Origin of the sequence: Pseudomonas sp. LTJR-52 (genome assembly GCF_003691465.1) — a bacterium.
In the GTDB taxonomy this organism is placed as follows: domain Bacteria; phylum Pseudomonadota; class Gammaproteobacteria; order Pseudomonadales; family Pseudomonadaceae; genus Chryseomonas; species Chryseomonas luteola.
In genome coordinates this window covers 1,520,613-1,539,851 of the sequence record NZ_CP033105.1, presented here as the reverse complement: position 1 = coordinate 1,539,851, position 19,239 = coordinate 1,520,613, and the positions used below count along the sequence as shown (strand labels likewise).

Below are 19,239 nucleotides of genomic sequence, written 5' to 3'. Positions count from 1 at the left end.
CATGACAACGTTGTGTTACCTGTCGGTGCATCAAAAAGCACACATTGCAGATACAGCAAAAGGCGGACCACTTATAGCGACATGGCAGAATCGAAGCGGCTTAGTAAACTTCACTGAGACTGCAAAAGAATTTATATAAATGCGACACTCCCTTAACGCACCATTTGTTACCGCTGCCGATCAGAACGCACTCTTATGGAGCACACATGCCTGAAATAACTCCGCTGATCATCGAATCCCCCCAACCCGCAGACTCATGCGTGATCTGGCTACACGGCCTGGGCGCAGACCGTTACGATTTTCAGCCGGTGGCCGAAATAGTGCAGCGCGTGCTCACGACGACCCGTTTTGTACTGCCTCAGGCCCCTTCACGCCCAGTCAGTATCAATGGCGGCTGGGCCATGCCGTCCTGGTACGACATCCTGGCCATGTCACCTGCACGCGCCATTGATCACTCACAACTGGATGAGTCGGCCCGCTATGTCGATGAGTTGATCACGCAGCAGATAGACATGGGCATTGATGCCCGACGCATTGTGCTAGCAGGCTTTTCACAAGGCGGAGCAGTTGTGTTTCATACTGCTTTCGCCATTGCCCACAAACCTCTGGGTGGCGTACTGGCTCTTTCGACCTATGCACCCGGCTTCCAGGAAACGCTTGCCAGTGAGGCTCAGCGAGACATTCCGGTGCTATGCATTCATGGCACGCTCGATGATGTTGTACCGCTGGGGTTGGGACGTGAAGCCTATGATTTTCTCGCCAAGGAGCAGGTGCCTGTTCAATGGCAGGACTACCCCATGGGCCATGAAGTAACACAGGAAGAAATCGCCCTGATCGCTCAGTGGTTACAGGACCGTTTGGCTTGAGAGTGACGGCTCAACGGCTATTGTCGTTGAGCCTTTGTACCAGTTCATATACAAAACAAGATAACGCTCACAGTACTGAACAATGGATGAAGAACTTTCTTTACTTATCTCAGTCAAGAAGTGATCTCTACACGTCCGCTTTCTGTAGTTTTGGAGCGACCATGCCTTCTGGCGCCGTTTTCACTCTTGTAATGCCATGCTGATGATGGCTATTCCTCAGTGGCAGGAAAACCTTCAGCATATACGCCATCTACGGTTGTTCCGGGATGTTGATCTGTCGCACCTTGAAAAACTGGCCCGCACGCTGACCAAGCGTGTTCTGAATCCAGGCGAGATGCTTCTGTCGCCCAGCGAACATAATCACTACCTTTATATGATTGTCCAGGGCCGCTTCAGGGTTCATCTGGAGTCGCTGGATAATCAACCTGTATCCGTTCTGAGTGAGGGCGACTGTGCAGGTGAGGTCAGCTTTCTCGACAATCACAAGCCAACGGCGTACGTGATCGCCGATGAAGTCTGCGAAGTCATAGGCCTGCACCGCAAGGACCTGTTCCAACTGATGGAGCATTCTCCTAAAACTATTCAGAACCTGCTTGAAATCCTATGTGAGCGTGTCCGCCAGAACAATCGAATCATTCTGGATACCGAGCGCAACGCGAATGTCGACACGCTTACCGGCCTGTTCAATCGCAGGCGCCTTGAACAACTCTATGAGCGAGAAAGTACCCGCTGCGCATTCAACCAGCAGCCGCTTTGCCTGTTGATGCTCGATGTGGATCATTTCAAACGCTATAACGATACGTATGGGCATCTGGCAGGCGACTACGCACTTTGCATGGTAGCCAATACCCTACGTTCCCAGTTAAGGCCTAAGGACAGCATGTCGCGCTACGGTGGAGAAGAATTTGTCATTCTGCTTCCCGAGCTGGATAAGCCTGAAGCTCGGATGATTGGCGAGCGTTTGCGGGAAAGCCTTGCCAGTATCGCCGACTTTTACTCTCCTGCCGGCAAATTACCAGGCGTTACCATTTCAATCGGCTTGGCTGAAATGCATAAACAGGATACGCTCGAGACTCACATAGAGCGTGCAGATAAAGCGCTTTATGAAGCCAAGCGCAACGGAAGAAATTGCCTGTTTGGCTAAAACAGGCAACACTCCCCTCCCTCCTCTCGATCAAGCCTCATTTGCCAGGCCCGTAACTTGCTTTACACTCCTGGCTTAATTCCTATTCAAATTACGAGATAAACCGTGCTCAAGGCACTAAAAAAACTATTTGGCAAAGGAGATGCGCAAGCACCTCAGCCCACCCCTGAAAAGGTTGCGCCCCTTCAGCGCGACGAAACCCCGTCACAGCCTGAACAGGCACACCCCACGACTCAGGCGAAAGCCGAGCGTCAGCCCAGGCCACCGAAGAAAGAAAGCGGGAAACCTGCAGCGACCAGATCACCAAAGCCACGACGCGAGCGCAAGGCGCCTGTCAGCAACTGGACGCTTAATGACTTTGCAGTAGAGCCTCAGGAAGGCAAGGTCCGCTTCCACGACTTCAACCTTGCACCCAGCCTGATGCATGCCATCCATGACCTGGGTTTTCCTTATTGCACGCCCATCCAGGCACAAGTGCTGGGATTTACACTGAAAGGCCAAGATGCCATAGGTCGAGCTCAAACCGGGACAGGCAAGACAGCCGCGTTTTTGATTTCGACCATTACCCAGCTGCTTACCACCCCGCCGCCTGAAGAGCGCTACATGGGTGAGCCACGTGCACTTATTATTGCGCCGACTCGAGAGCTGGTCGTACAGATTGCCAAGGATGCAGAAAATCTGACCAAGTACACGGGCCTCAATGTGATGACCTTTGTAGGCGGAATGGATTTCGACAAACAGCTCAAGCAACTGGAGTCGCGCTTCTGCGATATCCTTGTAGCAACACCAGGGCGCCTGCTGGACTTCAACCAGCGTGGCGAGGTTCATCTGGACATGGTGGAGGTCTTGGTTCTGGACGAGGCGGATCGCATGCTCGACATGGGCTTTATCCCCCAGGTCCGCCAGATTATTCGCCAGACTCCCCACAAGAACGAACGTCAGACCTTGCTGTTCTCGGCCACCTTTACCGAGGACGTCATGAACCTTGCCAAGCAGTGGACAGTTGATCCAGCCATTGTGGAAATCGAGCCTGAAAACGTAGCCAGCGAGACCGTTGACCAACGCGTATATGCAGTGTCTTCAGATGACAAGTATCGTTTGCTATACAACCTCATCAGCCAGAACAACTGGGAACGCGTGATGGTTTTCGCCAACCGCAAGGATGAGGTGCGTCGCATTGAGGAGCGCCTAACCAAGGACGGCATCAGTGCAGCGCAGATGTCGGGCGATGTTCCGCAGCATAAACGGATCCGAACGCTGGAAGGCTTCCGCGAGGGCAAGATCCGTGTCCTGGTCGCTACAGATGTCGCGGGTCGTGGCATTCATATCGACGGCATTAGCCACGTTATCAATTTCACGCTACCGGAAGATCCAGATGACTATGTACACCGGATAGGACGTACAGGTCGTGCAGGTACCAGCGGAATATCAATCAGTTTTGCAGGCGAGGACGACGCATTTGCCCTACCGCCAATCGAGACATTGCTAGGCCGCAAAATCGCATGTGATATGCCTCCGGCAGAGCTACTCAAGCCAGTCCCACGCAAGCATTCCTGACGACTCGGGGGCGGAGTCGAACACTCTGCTCCCCTTTGCGCGCCTCAAAAGCCAAAAGGTGCCAGCGGTGCCAACAGGTTCAACAACCAGACCTTAACGATACTCCTGTGTGTCGGTTTAAAGCCCACACAACAGAACGAAGGGTCGCTGGTGCAATAGTAAACCTGGATCCTATCGCCTACTGCTACCTGCTCCGCCAAGGCTTTTAGACTGGAAGACGAACACCCCATCAGCGTATCCAGGAAGTTCAGGCTGTAGCGCTGCTCTTGGACCTGATAGCTGAATGTCAGCCGATAGAGTGGGGCCTTTTCCAGAGAAACGATATACCCGTCTGTCAATGCGCTGTCTGTCAGCTTCAGCCATTGCCACAGCTGACAGAGGCTTATGACAAGTACCAGCCCAAGAATGGCTCCCATCGCACACAGCCAAACCATACCTGCCCTCCGGTTTTACGCTGTCAGAGCATGGGCCTACTTCCAGCGCTGGGCAGCGCTGACATCGCTGCTCTTGCCTTCAACCCAGCGTGGGCCTTGGGGAGTATCTTCCTTCTTCCAGAAAGGCGCCCTTGTTTTCAAATAGTCCATGATAAATGCACAGGCTTCGAACGCCGCCTGACGATGTGCGCTTGCCGTACCTACGAAAACGATGGGCTCACCAGGCTCCAGACGCCCTACCCGATGGATGATATCCACCTTGAGTAGCGGCCAACGAGAGTTTGCGTCATGAGCGATCTTCGCCAGCGACTTTTCAGTCATGCCAGGAAAATGCTCCAGATAAAGACCGGATACATCCAGTCCGTCATTGAAATCGCGTACATAGCCTATGAAGGTTACGACGGCACCTACGCCTACATTGGCCGCATGCATTGCGCTGGTTTCGACGCCAGGATCGAACGCCTCGGCCTGCACTCGTATGGTCATGTCTAACCTCCCGTTACAGTCGGGAAGAAAGCCACTTGATCACCGTCAACCAACGGCTCATCCAACGTGCATAGCTCTTCGTTACGTGCGCACATCAGGTTTCGCTCGCTTAACACATCCGCCCACATACCACCTCTGGAGACCAAGTGAGCACGAAGATCGTTTAGTTGAGTAAATTCATCCTGCCATTGGATGCGCTCGTGCTCGCATTGCAATGCTTCACGGTAACGCGCGAAATAATGCACTTCGATCATGCGTCGTGCTCCACTTTGAAATGGCCGCTCTTACCACCTTTTTTTTCCAGCAGACGAACCGCTTCGATACTCATACCCCGATCCACAGCCTTACACATGTCATAGATCGTCAAGGCCGCCACGCTAGCAGCAGTCAAGGCTTCCATTTCCACGCCCGTCTGGCCTGACAATTTGCACGTTGCCTGAATATGAACGCTATCGGGCTCGCAGGCAGTGAGCTCAACTTTCACGCCTGTCAGCAGAAGCGGATGACACAAGGGGATCAATTCATGGGTTTTCTTGGCCGCCTGAATACCGGCTATACGCGCCACCGCAAAGACGTCACCTTTCGGGTGGCCGCCCTGCTGAATCATTTGCAGCGTTTCAGGGAGCATGCGCACTTGCGCTTCAGCAACAGCCTCACGAAACGTTACCTGCTTGTCAGTAACGTCCACCATGTTGGCGCGGCCCTGGGAATCAAGATGGGTCAGCATGTTTGGCCTTCCGTTATACAGAGGCCCTTGATTCTACTATGGACGAACGGGATAAGCAGGAAACCGGCAATATCCTTTGCCGGTTTCCTGCCAGGAGGTCATTACATATGCGCTTCGGCGTACTCGGCCAGCACCGAGCGAGGCACGCCTTGCAACGTGATGTGCACCCCATGGGGGAAGCCTTTGAAACGCTCGCTCAGATACGTCAATCCTGAGCTGGTTGCTGACAGATACGGCGTGTCGATCTGCGCCAGGTTACCCAGACAGATGACTTTTGAGCCAGCGCCGGCGCGGGTGATGATGGTTTTCATCTGATGCGGCGTAAGGTTCTGGCACTCATCAATAAGGATCAGACTCTGCTGGAAACTACGCCCACGAATGTAATTCAAGGATTTGAACTGAAGCGGCACCTTACTCAGGATATAATCGACGCTGCTATGAGGACTTTCATCATCCATATGCAGCGCTTCCAGGTTGTCGGTAATGGCGCCCAGCCATGGCTCCATCTTTTCCGCTTCGGTGCCGGGCAGGAAGCCAATATCCTCATCCAGTCCCTGAACGCTACGCGTCGCGATGATGCGACGATAACGCTTTGTAACCATGGTTTGTTCAATGGCTGCGGCCAGGGCAAGAATGGTTTTCCCCGACCCGGCTGCCCCGGTCAGGTTTACCAGATGGATGTCAGGATCCAACAGAGCGAACAACGCTAGGCCCTGGTAGATGTCTCGAGGCCGAAGGCCCCAGGCCTCTTGATGCAGCAGAGGCTCCTGATGCATATCGAGAATAATGAGTTCATCATCTCGAACAGCCTTGACCCAACCAACGAACCCCTGCTCGTCGATAATGAAGTCATTCAAGTGCATTGGCGGCAAACTATCGGACAGCTGTACCCGATGCCAGACGCGCCCTACATCCTGCCGTGAATCGACCTTGCTGACGCGATCCCAGAAAGAACCTTCAAGGGTGTGATAGCCACGCGACAACAGTGCAATATCATCTACCAGCTGATCGGTATGGTAATCCTCAGCATCAATCCCGCATCCCCGCGCCTTTAAACGCATGTTGATGTCTTTGGTTACCAGTACTACGCGCTCACCGGGATGGTGGGTACACAGTTCAACCAGCTGATTGATGATGCGGTTATCGTTGTGATTATCAGGCAGCCAGGTAACAGGGGCCGCCCGCTTGTTCATCAAAATGGAGAGATACCCTTTCGTCTCCCCTTTGCCGCGCGGTATGGGCACACCTTTTTCGACATCCTGAGGAGAGGCCTCAGCAAGAACGGTATCAATCAGCCGAATCGCCTGACGGCATTCGGCAGCCACGCTATGTTTCCCGGTTTTTAACTTATCGAGCTCCTCCAACACCGTCATCGGAATAGCAACGTGATGTTCTTCGAAGTTCAGTAGTGCATTAGGATCGTGAATCAGTACGTTGGTGTCGAGCACATAGAGGGTGGGCTGGGTGGGGCGGGAGCGTCCATGATCATCCATACTCGTTCACCTCATCGAGAATCCCAACGGGACTCTTGTGGCCAGTCGACGGAGGCCAATACGGCGCTCCGCAGCGAAAGGTGCCACCACACTTCGGGGCTTCAGGGCCAAGCCTGCAACTCAAGGGCAACCCCGTTCGTGCAGCGGACATCTTGGTAATACCCTAATCTTTGAGCAGGCAAAACCCCTTTTTTCTAACTGGACACCATTTTTTTCTTATTGGCTAATACCACTGGCAACGTTACCGATCTGGTACTAAAGTTTTTACCCGCTGTTTACAGAGCCTCCTACCTTCATATGCCATATAGCTTTTTCCAACTGGAGCTACGTTTTGTGCACGGCCTACAATGAGCCGCTAATCGAAAGGAGCTCCATACCATGCTGATGGTGATTTCACCCGCCAAAACCCTTGACTACGAAACACCGCCAGCCACTCGGCGCTATACACAGCCTGAATGCCTCGACGACGCTCAAGCGTTAATCAATCAGCTCGTTACGCTTTCGCCTGCCGATATCGCAAGACTCATGGGAGTTTCAGACAAGATCGCCGGCCTTAACGCTGCACGCTTTGCCAGCTGGTCTCCAGATTTTACGCCTGAAAATGCCAAACAGGCTCTACTGGCCTTCAAGGGTGACGTCTATACCGGCTTAGCGGCTGAGGGTTTCGACGACGCTGACTTTGACTTTGCCCAGACACACTTGCGTATGCTGTCCGGCCTTTATGGCATCTTGCGTCCTCTGGACCTTATGCAGCCCTACCGGCTGGAGATGGGAACCAAGCTGGTCAACTCACGCGGCAAGGACCTTTACGCCTTCTGGGACACGCACATCACACAGCGATTAAATGATGCGTTGGAAAATCAGGGCGACGATATTCTCATCAACCTGGCCTCGAACGAATACTTCGGCTCCGTCAAACGTGCACAACTCAAGGGCCGCGTTATCGATATCGAGTTTCGGGATCTTAAAGGCGGTCAATACAAGATCATCAGCGTCTATGCAAAAAAAGCCCGCGGACTCATGACGCGTTACATTATAAAAAACCGGTTACGAGACCTTGCTGATTTAAAGTCATTTGATGTTGAAGGCTATTTCTTTAGTGAACCATCCTCGACTCAGGAAAAACTGGTTTTCTTACGAGACAGTCCTGTTTAAGGCATAAATAGTTTATTTATATAAGCCCTCTTTTTAACCATGCGTAACTTCGTCTGCTTACCTTTATTGGAATTTTAGTAAGACAAGAACTTTACAGTGGAGATGGATCCAATGAGCGCACCCGACACCAGTTCCATACAAAGGCAGCACCTGCGCGTTCAGTTGCCCGCTAGGATCCGTTATCAAGGCGCCCACCGTGAAGGCATGGAGCATCAATTGCTTGAGCTTTCCACAGGCGGATTTAGTTTTATTTCAAAGTCTATTACTGCTCATACGGGCGATAACCTCAAGGGCAAACTCCTTTTTGCAATCAACTCCCTCAGTCTTGCTATCGACGTAGCATTTGAAATCAAATCAGTTGACCGGGATACAGGTCGGGTAGGCTGCGCCTTTTATAACCTCGCCCCCAGAGAACTCTCTGCGCTTCAATATCTGATCGAGGCTTATCGCTTTAACGATGACGTTACCGTCAGTCATATGATCGACTCGGCGTTTGCCCAAAAGCGGCTAGGCAGAGGTGCTGCCGGGCTTGTAAAGGAAAGCGGAGCAGCATTACAAATCGAAGGACGATTCGAATTCGATGAGTATCGTTTTGTGCTACCCGGCTCGTCAGTTGACTTCTATCTTTTCAACGAGCAACAGCCAAGGTCAGGTACGATTACATCGTTAATACTCGAAGCAGCAGGAAGCACCTACGTCGTTATTGCAACCATAGAACCCAACCAGCAGATTCCCTCCTCCTACATGGGTACGCCCATCAAGCTCTTCATTGCGCCTCAAGCCTAACGGCGATTCAGTTCTGGCAGCTCTGATCAAGGGCTGCCCTGCTTAGCGAGAGCTTGACCCAGATCACAAAAAGAAAAGAAGCAACCCTTTTTAGTGAACGTTTCACAGAAAAGAAGTCTCACAGGGACTAGCGTTACTACAGTTGATTCCTGCCCTGGCATTTTCAAGTGTTTAGGCTTTAATGAACTTTTTTAAGAGCACTATGTCAATGAAGACCTTGATGGCAAAAAGGAATCACTCGAGCCATCTTCCTAATTATCATTCTAATCAGCGGTAACGATCATCATTTGGGTAAAGCAGTTCAATGCTTATTAGCCTGCCGATGATGTACTGCATATAAGTTGTAACTAATTTGTAACTAAAAAGCTAATTAATTAGCTTGGCTTTTTATTTTTATTCATAACCCTGCTTAGGCAGGAAACAGAAGCACGGACGCTTCGTCCCGCCCGAAGGGACTGCGACCTACAACTCAGCAAGCGCTGAAGGAGAATGCCATGATTCCAGTGATTCTTTCCGGGGGAAGCGGTTCACGACTCTGGCCGCTATCTCGAAAAATGTATCCAAAGCAGTTCCTGGCTTTGGCAAGCGAAAAGACCCTGTTCCAGGAAACCATATCAAGACTGGCCTGCGAAGAGCGCATGCAGCAGCCTTTGATTGTTTGCAACATCGAGCACCGCTACATTGTTGAGGAGCAGCTCAAAGCCCTTAAGTGCCAGCCTCAATCACTGATCATGGAACCGTTTGGTCGCAATACGGCTCCTGCCGTGGCGATTGCTGCCATGAAGCTGCTGGCCGATGGCAAGGACGAGTTGATGCTGGTTCTGCCAGCGGACCATGTCATCGAAGATATCGATGCGTTCAAAGCATCCTTGAATTCGGCCACCGAAGCCGCTGAAAAAGGCGAAATGGTGCTGTTCGGCATTCCTGCACTGCGCCCGGAAACCGGCTACGGCTATATCAAGGCAACCCACTCAGCTAACCTGCCTGAAGGGGTCAATCGCGTCGAGCGCTTCGTAGAAAAGCCAGACGCCATTCGCGCCACCCAATACGTAGAATCAGGCGATTACTACTGGAACAGCGGCATTTTCATCTTCCGCGCCAGCCGCTTCCTGGAAGAGCTGAAGCTGCACGATCCTGATATTTATGATACCTGCCTGCTTGCGCTTGAGCGCAGCCAGGTCGATGGTGATCACATCATTATCGACCGCAACTCGTTTGCCGTCTGCCCGGACAACTCCATTGACTATGCTGTCATGGAAAAGACTACTCGCGCCTGTGTGGTTCCGATGTCTGCTGGCTGGAACGATGTAGGCTCCTGGTCAGCCATCTGGGATGTGCATGACAAGGATAGCGATGGCAACGTTATCAAGGGTGACGTGGTTCTGCACGAAGCCCGTAACTGCCTCGTTCACAGCACCAACAAGCTGGTCTCCCTGATCGGCATCGAAGACGTCGTGGTTGTAGAGACCAAAGATGCGGTCATGATCGCACACAAGGATAAGGTCCAAGACGTCAAGAAGGTGGTCAACAAGCTCGAAGCGCAAGGTCGCCAAGAGGTCAAGAGCCATCTGGAAGTGTTCCGTCCTTGGGGCTCTTACGATTCCGTCGACATGGGTCAGCGCTTCCAGGTCAAGCGCATCACTGTCAAACCAGGCGCTCAGCTGTCTCTGCAGATGCACCACCACCGCGCCGAGCATTGGATCGTGGTCTCTGGCACAGCGCAGGTCACGTGCGATGACAAGACCTTCCTGCTGACCGAAAACCAGTCCACTTACTTGCCGATGACGTCTGTACATCGCCTGGCCAATCCTGGCAAGGTACCGCTGGAAATCATTGAAGTACAATCAGGTGGCTACCTGGGCGAAGACGATATCGTTCGCTACGAAGACGTTTACGGTCGCGTCGACGCACCACAGACCAAGAGCACTAACGCTGTAGCGCGTTAATCGCTCTGAGCTGAGCCAAGAGAAAAAATAAAAATAAGAGCCTTCTTGTCTCCAGATTCAACAACACCGGCCAAGCGCCGGTGTTGTGCTTTCTAGGCCGAAGTGATCTCAATCGCTAAAGCAGGTACCCTGGCTTCTTTCAGCTCTTGTAACCTTATCTGGACGTGATTTTCCATGACGCCATCCACGCCCCTTCCTCTCCTTGTCTCCCACTCTGATCTGGATGCTGTATGCGATCAGTACGATGGATTTATTCTCGACCTATGGGGGGTACTGATCGACGGCTACGACGCCTTTCCTGGTGCGCAGAACTGGCTGGCACGGCGTGCAACCGAAGGCAAACCTGTCTGGTTCCTGAGCAACGCATCCCGTGATGCCGCCTCCATGACAGAGCACCTGGTTGAGCTGGGTATCGCTCGAGAGCAATTTGCCGGTATAACGACCTCAGGGCAGCTGGCCATCGACGCCATTAGCCAGGAACCAGCGCTGGCACAGGGCGGTATCTATCTGACCGGACCTGGCGAAGGTCAGACTGGCTGGCCCGAGCACATACGCAGCCGATTCGTAACCGACATCCAACAGGCATCCCTCATCCTGGGTGTAGGGAGCTTCCCTCAGGATGAGCTGACGCTTCGTCAGGCCCCGCTCAAGGACTTCACACATTTACCGTTTCTCTGCGCCAACCCTGATCGCACAGTAGTCTCTGGCGGCCTACCCTACTACGCCGCCGGTAAGCTGGCTGACTACTTCGCTTCGCTGGGCGGAAGTGTGCGCTGGTACGGAAAGCCTGATCCCTATGCGTTTCTTTGTGCTCAACGAGAACTGGCAACCTTGGGCGCCACCAAGCTGCTGTTTGTGGGTGACTCATTAGTCACCGACGTACCGGGTGCAGTTTCGGCCAGCATTGATTGCTTATGGCTGGCGTCAACTGGAATCCACCGCGAGGCATTGGGTGCGGAGTTCAATGAGCAACCGGAGCAAGAGCAACTTGAGCGCTTCCTGATGGATTATTCGATACGCCCTCAATATGTCGTTGCTGGTCTAGTCTAAAGAAACCAGACCCTAATGGAGATCCGTTGCCCGTGAGAAAGAATGTCGTTATCTATAATCGTCTTCCCGCCCCACTGGTTCAACAGTTGAGCGAAGCCTTTAACGTTACCGTCATTGATACTCAGGGCAATGTCGATGAGCAGTTCCAGCATGCCCTCCTTCACGCACACGGCCTGATTGGTGCCAGCAAGACACTAGGCCGCCATGAGTTGCAACATGCAGAAAACCTGGAAGTAATTTCCAGCGTTTCGGTTGGATATGACAGCTATGACGTGCCCTACCTGTCCGAGCAGGGCATTCTACTGACCAACACCCCCGATGTACTGACCCAGACCACAGCAGACCTTGGATTTGCTCTGCTGATGAGCACCGCTCGCCGCCTGCCTGAGCTGGATGCCTACACCAAGGCAGGGCAATGGACAAAAGGCATAACGGAAGAGCATTTCGGTACGGACGTTTATGGAAAGACGCTGGGAATCGTAGGTATGGGCCGCATAGGTGCAGCCATTGCAAAGCGCGGCCACTTCGGCTTCGACATGCGGATTCTTTATCATGCAGGCAGCCGCAAGCCCGAGCTGGAGAAAGAATTCAAGGCAGAGTATCAAGACCTTGAAGCTCTGCTTCAGGAATCCGATTTTGTTTGCCTGGTAGTCCCTCTGACAGATTCCACCCGCCAGATGATCAGCGCACGTGAACTAAGGCTCATGAAGCCCAGCGGTATTTTGATCAATATTGCACGCGGGCCAGTGGTTGATGAAGCGGCTCTAATCGAGGCGCTTTCCAACCAGCAAATTCGCGGCGCAGGCCTGGATGTTTTTGAGCAGGAACCGCTTTCGTCATCGCCCCTGTTCTCGCTGAAGAATGTCGTCACCTTACCGCATATCGGTTCAGCGACTCACGAAACACGGTATGCCATGGCAGAGCGCGCCGTCTCCAATCTGACAGCCGCCTTAAGCGGCAATCGGCCACAGGATTTGGTTAATCCTGAAGCATGGAAGGGTTAAATCAAGCCAATCTGAAACCAGCGCTTAACAGCAGACTCTTTAGATAAGCCATGCTGTGGTAATTAAGTGATATCTATTTGAGCAACCTGAGCGACTTCAGTACGGGGACGCTTTCGGTCTGTGGCACAATTACCCGTTTGTGCTTCGTGTTACAGGCTTCATATGCGTCTACGTTTCGACCATCTGCACTGGCAAGACTGGAAAGGCTCCTTTACTGAGCGCAACTATGAGCGTGGCCGGCGCTATGCTCAAGAAGGTTACGCCACGGTCCGGTCAGCCGCCGATGGGCTGGTCTATGCCATATGCAGCAGTCCTTCAGGATTGGATTACCGCCAATCCATCACGCTCAAGCCTGGTCCAAGAGGTTGGTTTGTTGATGGCCGATGCACATGTGGTGCTGGCAGAAACTGCAAGCATACTGCTGCCGTGCTGTTCGAGCTGGAGCGCCTTCAGCGGGCCGGCAGCCCTCCTCCACGCCGCGAAGCGGCCGAGACAGCCATCAATCTGGTCAAGCCGCCCAAGCCATTGTTGGTATTGGGTAGCCACACACAGGTTGACTATGATCGGCAAACCGCACGCATGCGCCCCGTCACCCGCCACAGGGCTGCCCTGGCGTTTCTTTACGACGGCAAAAAAGTGTTCGGCAAGCCTGTACCGGGTCGTAGTAGCGCGGCAACGCTGCCAACACGCCACAGTGAAGCCGAGCAGCGCCTACGACAAGTCTTACAGGACGCAGGCCTCCGAGTAGCGACACGGCGAAGCGCAGCCTTGCCCGAAGATGCGGGCGAGATGTTTGAAATGCCTGATGACTCCAGTTGGCTGCGCTTTATCGAAGTCACACTTCCGCAGCTGCGTGAAGCGGGCTGGCAGATAGATATGCGTCCAGAATTCGCCTTTGAGCTGACCGAAGTGGAGAATTGGTACGGCGAAATTGAGGAGGCGCCTGATCATGAATGGTTTGATCTGGAGCTCGGCATCGTCGTACAAGGGCGGCGCGTCAGTCTGCTGCCTATCCTGATCGATCTTATCCGGCGGGATCCCCAATTATTCGAACCGGGAGCACTGGCCAGACGCTCTGACGATGAGCGCCTGCTGCTCCGCGTGGAAAGCTCTGCTGCGCGCAAGCAAGGACGCCCCGCACGTATCGCCCTGTCTCTAGGTAGACTAAAGCCCTTGCTTGCCGCACTCATGGAACTGCATGGGCATTCGTTACCTGCTAATACCAAGCAGATACGCCTGTCTCATCTGGACGCCGCACGGCTGGCTGAACTTGAAGAAAATATCCCATTGACATGGCAGGGTGGTGAGCAGCTCAGAAACTTCGCCCATCGACTACGCCATTACTCAGCTTCGCCCCTGCACGTCCCGGAAAGCCTGCGTGCCGAGTTAAGACCGTATCAGCGCGATGGCCTGGCTTGGTTGCAGGCACTTCGCGAGCTGAATGTGGGCGGGATCCTGGCCGATGACATGGGTCTTGGTAAGACCTTGCAAACCCTGGCTCATATCCTGGTCGAGAAAACGGCTGGCCGGTTGACCAGCCCTGCCATGATCGTCATGCCTACCAGCCTGATACCCAACTGGCAGGACGAAGCAGCCAAGTTCACACCTGAGCTGAAAGTACTGGCCCTCCACGGTACTCAACGGCGTAACCTGTTCGAGCGGATACCTGAGCACGATATCATCCTGACTACCTACGCCCTGCTGCCGCGCGATGCCGAGCAGTTGGCCAGCTTCTCCTTTCATCTTCTGGTATTGGATGAAGCACAATCCATTAAGAATGCGGCAACCAAAGCGGCGCAAGCGGCGCGGGGACTCAATACGCGACACCGTCTATGCCTGACGGGCACCCCGCTGGAAAATCATCTGGGTGAGCTTTGGTCTCAGTTCCACTTCCTGATGCCAGGCTGGTTAGGCGATATAAAAGACTTCAAGCGCGACTACCGAACGCCGATCGAAAAAAATGGAGACACCCAACGCCTCGCCCAATTAAAGGGCCGAGTAAAGCCCTTCATTCTGCGTCGTACCAAACAGCGAGTAGCCAGCGAGCTGCCACCCAAGACGGAAATTGTCCAGTTGGTCGAGCTGACTCAGCCACAGCGCGATCTTTATGAAACGGTACGTGTTGCACTTGATGAGAAGGTCCGTAGCGAAATCTCCAAGAAAGGCTTGGCCAGAAGCCAAATTATCGTTCTTGATGCACTGCTGAAACTCCGCCAGGTCTGCTGCGATATCCGACTGGTCAACGGCAACGAAACATCTGCCAAGTCGTCTGGAAAGCTACTCGGCTTGCTGGAACTGCTCGAAGGTCTATTGGCCAATGGCAGTCGTGTCCTGCTGTTCTCGCAGTTCACTTCCATGCTGGCGCTGATCCAGCAGGCGCTGGATGAAAGACGGATCGACTATGTCACGCTTACCGGTGAAACCCAGGATCGCCGTACGCCTGTCGAACAGTTTCAGTCCGGTGAGGCCCCGGTTTTCCTGCTGAGCCTTAAAGCAGGCGGTACGGGACTCAACCTGACTGCGGCCGACACGGTGATTCACTTCGACCCCTGGTGGAACCCGGCGGCGGAGAGCCAGGCCACAGACCGTGCCTATCGCATAGGGCAAGATAAGCCGGTTTTTGTGTACAAGCTCATTGCAAGAGGCACCCTGGAAGAGAAAATCCAGCAATTGCAGTATGAGAAATCCCGTATTGCCGCAGGGATTCTTGAGGAGAACACAGCCGACTGGCGAATGTCGGAAGCGGATATCGAAGCGCTTTTCACCCCATTGGGTAAATAGACTCTCCTCCTTGGCCGTTCTGCTTGTCTGAGCAGAGCGGTGCATCACTCGAGAAGCGGTCTAAACTTGTCAAACATAATAAAGTCCATATCCCTTATGATCTGGATGCTGTTTGCCTGCGCTTACCCTGCTGTGGCATGGGGTTTGGGAGATTGCGATGGAGTTACCGCGCCAAGCCTGCCTGGATGCGCTCAACCGTGAGCCACCTGCTGTATTTGAGGCAGCACTCTGGATAGCCGCCGAACATGACCTGACCTTTCAGCCTGAAATGGCTCAGCATCTTCTGACGGATCTCATCCCTTCTGTCGAGGCAGCTATTGATCATCAAGGCTCGTCCGCCGAGCGCGCGCAGCAACTCGTACGCCGGATGATCGAGCTGGGTTTTCACGCCGATGACTGGCCCCTGAAGCCTCAGGCAGCGTTGCTGCATAAGGTGCTGGCTCGTCGAAGGGGACAGCCACTTTCCTTATCACTGATCGCGATGGAGCTGGCCCGTAGACTGGACATTCCTCTGGTCGGCGTCAACTTTCCAGGCCATTTCCTGCTACGTGTCCCTGAGGCGGATCACCTACTTGACCCTACCAGTGGAAGACGACTTTATTCCAAGGATTGCCGCGGACTGCTCGCCTATCAGTTTGGTCCACATGCCCAACTGCAAGCGCAGCACCTACGCACTGCTCAGCCTCGCGAACTGCTCCAGAGACTGTCTCGAAACCTTCGTCAGTTGCATGAATTTGATAACCAACTATTGGCAGCCCTGAAAGATGCGCAGCGGGTATTGGAAGTAGGGCCGCCCAGCGTCTCGGATCATCTAGCCCGTGCAGAACTGTATAGCCGACTGGACTGCCCTCAGGCCCAGCGTTATGACCTTGAGCATGCCCTATTGTTAAGCGATGACCCAGCCGAGCAACTGCACCTGAGCCGTCGCCTGGCCGCGCTGAGTGATAGTCGCCGCCGTCTTCATTGATAGGTGTAGAAACATGCCTTAACAGTCAGAACCTTCTGTCTCCAGCCAGGCGGGTATCAAGTCCTGTCAAGCACAGCCGATAGTCAAGCAACCTCCTTTACGCTGTACTTAGCAGGACCTAAGCAATGACCCTTCGTAACTTAAATATCGCACCTCGTGCTTTCCTGGGGTTTGCGTTCATAGCTGTACTCACTCTTTTTCTAGGCATTTTCTCTCTCTATCAGATGCGTGATATCCGCCAGAACAGTATTAACTTTGAACAAAATGTGCTCCCCAGCGTAACCAGTCTGGATGAAATAACATCACTGACCTTGCGCCTGCGCGTACTTTCCTATCGCCTGCTCATCAACCGCGAGCCAGAAAATCTGCAAAAGACATCGGCCTTGTTTGATCAGCGGATCAGTCAGGTTGAAGCTGCACGGACTCGCTATGAGAAGCTGATTGCATCCGAGGCGGAGCGCAGTCTGTACAACGATTTCCAAAAACTATGGGGTGATTACCTTCAACTGAAGAACCGCCTGATGCAGCTCTCCACAGCGAATCAACTTGATGAGCTTAAGGCTGTACTCAACGAGAACCTTCTGAAGAACTCCGATGCAATCAATGTGGTGCTGGGTAAACTAGTTGATATCAATGCAGATTCAACGACAAAGTCTAATCAAGATGCCGCCCAGAGTTATTCCACTTCTGTGGCTACCGCTATTACTTTGTTGGTCATCGTTGCACTACTGACCGTACTCCTGGCCTGGCTGCTGACCCGTAGCATCGTGCAGCCGGTTGATCAGGCCCTGCGTGCCGCTGAAGAGATTGCCAGCGGTGATCTGACCAAGCACATTCAGGTTACTGGAAACGATGAGCCTGCTCGCCTTTTAATGGCTATGCGCACCATGCAGGAAAGGCTGCGTCATACGCTCGAGCGCATCTCAAGCTCCTCAAGTCAGCTGGCTGCCGCCTCCGAAGAGCTTAGCAGCATCACTGACGAGAGTGCTCGTGGTCTGAATCGCCAAAATGACGAAATCCAGATGGCTGCAACGGCCGTAACAGAAATGAGTTCGGCGGTAGAAGAAGTGGCTCGCAATGCCATGACAACGTCAGAAGCCTCCAAGCACTCTGCCAGTGCGGCTCAGGAAGGTCAGGGTCGCGTACTGGAGACCGTTTCGTCCATTGAGCAGATGACCTCGGAGGTTCAGACGACCGCATGTCTGGTCGGTGAACTTGCCAGTCAATCACGCGATATTGGCAAGGTGCTTGATGTGATTCGTGGCCTGGCTGACCAGACCAACCTGCTGGCACTCAACGCCGCTATTGAAGCGGCCCGTGCGGGAGAGGCAGGTCGCGGCTTCGCTGTCGTCGCCGACGAGGTGCGGGCCCTGGCGCATCGTACCCAGGAGTCGACTCGTGAAATTGAGCAGATGATCATGAGTATCCAAAACGGTACTGAGCAGGCTGTGAACTCAATGGAGTCCAGCACAACCCGAGCAGGTTCTACGCTGGAAGTAGCTCGTCGTGCCGGCGAAGCGCTGGAAGAAATTACCCGCGCCATCAGCGAAATTAACGAGCGCAACCTGGTCATTGCCAGCGCAGCCGAAGAGCAGGCACAGGTAGCCCGCGAAGTAGACCACAATCTGGTCAATATTCGGGATTTGTCAGTCCAGAGTTCGGAAGGTGCCCGTGATACCACGGCAGCCAGCCAAGAGCTGTCGCGCCTGGCTGTTGAACTGAATACCCTGGTATCTCACTTCAAGGTTTAAGGATGAACGCGGTGCAAGGATGCACCCCCTCCATCAAAGCACCCAGATCAGCAGTTGGGCGCCCAGCAGATTGAACAAGCCGGTCAGTACCATCGTCAGTCCGGCCACTGTCCCCTCCTCAATGCCTACCTCGTAAGCGCGGCTTGTACCGGCACCATGGGCACCTACGCCAAACATCGCACCTCGCGCCAGAGCAGAGCGCAACGGAAGAAAGCGCAGAAGAAGGCTACCCACCACAGCGCCAAAAACACCTGTGACCAGTACGAAAGCAGCGGTCAGTTCAGGTACCCCCCCCAAGTCTTTGGACATAGGCATGGCAAACGGTGTCGTAATCGAGCGTGGCAGCAGGGATAACGTGACAGGCGCTTCCAGAGCCAGCAAATGGGCCAATGCCCAAGAGCTGAAGATTGACACAAAGCTGCCTACTACAATGCCGGCCATAAGTGCTCGCCAATAACGGACCAGGAGTCGACGCTGCTGCCAGATCGGTACGGCAAACGCGACGGTAGCCGGCCCAAGCAGGCTAATCAGCCAACCGGTGTAGTGGGAATACTGCGCATAGCTCGTGCCTGTCGGAATGGCAATCAGATAAAGAATAGTCGGCACAAAGACAATAGGAGCCAGCACATACCACTTGATGCGCTTGTAAATCATCCGGCTCAGGATATACCCACCCAACGTCAGAAGCAGCCAGAACATGCCAGTCCAATCAAGCATCCTGGCGGCCCCTGCGACGAAACATCCATTCCACCGTCAAAGCGGTACTGATCATGACCAGAAGCGTGCTGAAGCACACCGCCATAAGAATACGGATGCCCTCTTCCCGGACGAGAGGCCCATAATCAAGCAGACTCATCAGCGCTGGGATGAAAAACAGCAGCATCTCACCGACCAGCACACGGGCACCGCTTTCAAGCCACTCTGGCTTTATCACTCGCAGCGCAAGAGACAACAGAAGGATCGCCAGACCTAGAACACCTGCCGGGATAGGCAAACCGAAATACTGCCCAAGCCATCCGCCTAGCCACCAGATACCTAACAACACAGCCAACTCAACCAGCGTCCGCATGTAACGGGAAACCATAAGACATC

18 protein-coding genes and 1 pseudogene are annotated in these 19,239 nt (G+C 53.6%); 12 read left to right on the top strand and 7 right to left on the bottom strand.

Annotated features, from left to right (window positions below):
* Nucleotides 1-206: 206 nt before the first annotated feature.
* The 3 genes from EAW52_RS07045 (at nucleotide 207) to rhlB (ending at nucleotide 3,567) form a co-directional block, all read left to right on the top strand.
* Complete coding sequence (locus tag EAW52_RS07045) at nucleotides 207-866, top strand: alpha/beta hydrolase (RefSeq protein WP_122041912.1); 660 nt, start codon at nucleotides 207-209, stop codon at nucleotides 864-866.
* Nucleotides 867-1,071: 205 nt separating this feature from the next.
* Nucleotides 1,072-2,010 (top strand): GGDEF domain-containing protein, encoded by a 939-nt coding sequence (locus tag EAW52_RS07040; protein WP_162997758.1) that lies wholly within the window; start codon nucleotides 1,072-1,074, stop codon nucleotides 2,008-2,010.
* A gap of 105 nt (nucleotides 2,011-2,115) precedes the next feature.
* On the top strand, nucleotides 2,116-3,567 hold the full coding sequence (rhlB, locus tag EAW52_RS07035) for an ATP-dependent RNA helicase RhlB (RefSeq protein ID WP_122041910.1): 1,452 nt from the start codon (nucleotides 2,116-2,118) through the stop codon (nucleotides 3,565-3,567).
* Between the two features lie 44 nt (nucleotides 3,568-3,611).
* On the opposite strand, the gene EAW52_RS07030 is transcribed toward rhlB, so the two are convergent.
* The 5 genes from EAW52_RS07030 to EAW52_RS07010 form a co-directional block, all read right to left on the bottom strand.
* Nucleotides 3,612-4,001, bottom strand: a complete 390-nt coding sequence (locus EAW52_RS07030) for a hypothetical protein (protein ID WP_122041909.1) — start codon at nucleotides 3,999-4,001, stop codon at nucleotides 3,612-3,614.
* Nucleotides 4,002-4,037: 36 nt separating this feature from the next.
* Nucleotides 4,038-4,487 (bottom strand): molybdopterin synthase catalytic subunit MoaE, encoded by a 450-nt coding sequence (moaE, locus tag EAW52_RS07025; RefSeq protein WP_122041908.1) that lies wholly within the window; start codon nucleotides 4,485-4,487, stop codon nucleotides 4,038-4,040.
* Nucleotides 4,488-4,489: 2 nt separating this feature from the next.
* Nucleotides 4,490-4,741 carry a MoaD/ThiS family protein gene (locus EAW52_RS07020; RefSeq protein WP_122041907.1) on the bottom strand — a complete coding sequence of 84 codons (252 nt, stop codon included), beginning with the start codon at nucleotides 4,739-4,741 and terminating at the stop codon, nucleotides 4,490-4,492.
* Complete coding sequence (gene moaC / locus EAW52_RS07015) at nucleotides 4,738-5,214, bottom strand: cyclic pyranopterin monophosphate synthase MoaC (protein ID WP_010795362.1); 477 nt, start codon at nucleotides 5,212-5,214, stop codon at nucleotides 4,738-4,740. Before moaC ends, EAW52_RS07020 begins: the two co-directional genes overlap by 4 nt.
* A gap of 101 nt (nucleotides 5,215-5,315) precedes the next feature.
* Nucleotides 5,316-6,707, bottom strand: a complete 1,392-nt coding sequence (locus EAW52_RS07010) for a PhoH family protein (protein WP_122041906.1) — start codon at nucleotides 6,705-6,707, stop codon at nucleotides 5,316-5,318.
* A gap of 378 nt (nucleotides 6,708-7,085) precedes the next feature.
* Here EAW52_RS07010 and yaaA point away from each other — a divergent pair, with 378 nt between their 5' ends.
* The 9 genes and pseudogenes from yaaA to EAW52_RS26775 all read left to right on the top strand — a co-directional run bounded on the left by yaaA (nucleotide 7,086) and on the right by EAW52_RS26775 (nucleotide 18,147).
* Entirely contained in the window at nucleotides 7,086-7,862 is a 777-nt protein-coding gene (gene yaaA, locus EAW52_RS07005) for a peroxide stress protein YaaA (protein ID WP_122041905.1), read from the top strand.
* Nucleotides 7,863-7,973: 111 nt separating this feature from the next.
* Nucleotides 7,974-8,648 carry a PilZ domain-containing protein gene (locus tag EAW52_RS07000; protein WP_162997603.1) on the top strand — a complete coding sequence of 225 codons (675 nt, stop codon included), beginning with the start codon at nucleotides 7,974-7,976 and terminating at the stop codon, nucleotides 8,646-8,648.
* Between the two features lie 494 nt (nucleotides 8,649-9,142).
* Nucleotides 9,143-10,594: a mannose-1-phosphate guanylyltransferase/mannose-6-phosphate isomerase gene (locus tag EAW52_RS06995; RefSeq protein WP_122041903.1), complete on the top strand. Its 1,452-nt coding sequence runs from the start codon at nucleotides 9,143-9,145 to the stop codon at nucleotides 10,592-10,594.
* Between the two features lie 174 nt (nucleotides 10,595-10,768).
* A complete protein-coding gene (locus EAW52_RS06990) occupies nucleotides 10,769-11,644 on the top strand; it encodes a TIGR01459 family HAD-type hydrolase (RefSeq protein WP_122041902.1) in 876 nt (291 codons plus the stop codon).
* Nucleotides 11,645-11,676: 32 nt separating this feature from the next.
* Entirely contained in the window at nucleotides 11,677-12,648 is a 972-nt protein-coding gene (locus EAW52_RS06985; protein ID WP_122041901.1) for a D-glycerate dehydrogenase, read from the top strand.
* A 162-nt stretch (nucleotides 12,649-12,810) separates the two neighbouring features.
* Nucleotides 12,811-15,429, top strand: a complete 2,619-nt coding sequence (locus EAW52_RS06980; RefSeq protein ID WP_122041900.1) for a DEAD/DEAH box helicase — start codon at nucleotides 12,811-12,813, stop codon at nucleotides 15,427-15,429.
* 157 nt (nucleotides 15,430-15,586) lie between these two features.
* Nucleotides 15,587-16,396: a SirB1 family protein gene (locus tag EAW52_RS06975; protein ID WP_026003757.1), complete on the top strand. Its 810-nt coding sequence runs from the start codon at nucleotides 15,587-15,589 to the stop codon at nucleotides 16,394-16,396.
* 125 nt (nucleotides 16,397-16,521) lie between these two features.
* Nucleotides 16,522-17,289: pseudogene (locus tag EAW52_RS26780) on the top strand (MCP four helix bundle domain-containing protein); the annotation flags it as partial.
* On the top strand, nucleotides 17,269-18,147 hold the full coding sequence (locus EAW52_RS26775; RefSeq protein ID WP_372238909.1) for a methyl-accepting chemotaxis protein: 879 nt from the start codon (nucleotides 17,269-17,271) through the stop codon (nucleotides 18,145-18,147). The pseudogene EAW52_RS26780 and the gene EAW52_RS26775, both read left to right, overlap by 21 nt.
* 33 nt (nucleotides 18,148-18,180) lie before the next feature.
* Here EAW52_RS26775 and EAW52_RS06965 read toward each other — a convergent pair whose 3' ends face one another.
* A complete protein-coding gene (locus tag EAW52_RS06965) occupies nucleotides 18,181-18,864 on the bottom strand; it encodes an LrgB family protein (protein WP_122041898.1) in 684 nt (227 codons plus the stop codon).
* A complete protein-coding gene (locus EAW52_RS06960; protein ID WP_122041897.1) occupies nucleotides 18,857-19,231 on the bottom strand; it encodes a CidA/LrgA family protein in 375 nt (124 codons plus the stop codon). Before EAW52_RS06960 ends, EAW52_RS06965 begins: the two co-directional genes overlap by 8 nt.
* Nucleotides 19,232-19,239 lie beyond the last annotated feature (8 nt).